This window comes from Terribacillus sp. 7520-G (genome assembly GCF_002271665.1).
Lineage (GTDB): Bacteria > Bacillota > Bacilli > Bacillales > Amphibacillaceae > Terribacillus.
In genome coordinates this window covers 1-269 of sequence record NZ_NQFP01000076.1, presented here as the reverse complement: position 1 = coordinate 269, position 269 = coordinate 1, and the positions used below count along the sequence as shown (strand labels likewise).

Sequence of the window (269 nt, the reverse complement as noted above, 5' to 3'; positions counted from 1 at the left end):
AGAAAGCCCCGGCTAACTACGTGCCAGCAGCCGCGGTAATACGTAGGGGGCAAGCGTTGTCCGGAATTATTGGGCGTAAAGGGCGCGTAGGCGGTTTCTTAAGTCTGATGTGAAAGCCCACAGCTTAACTGTGGAGGGTCATTGGAAACTGGGGAACTTGAGTGCAGAAGAGGAGAGTGGAATTCCACGTGTAGCGGTGAAATGCGTAGATATGTGGAGGAACACCAGTGGCGAAGGCGACTCTCTGGTCTGTAACTGACGCTGAGGCG

General features: G+C 54.3%; 1 rRNA gene. It reads left to right on the top strand.

The annotated features are described in order from the left end of the window. Positions 1-269 (top strand): 16S ribosomal RNA (locus CHH53_RS17030); the annotation flags it as partial.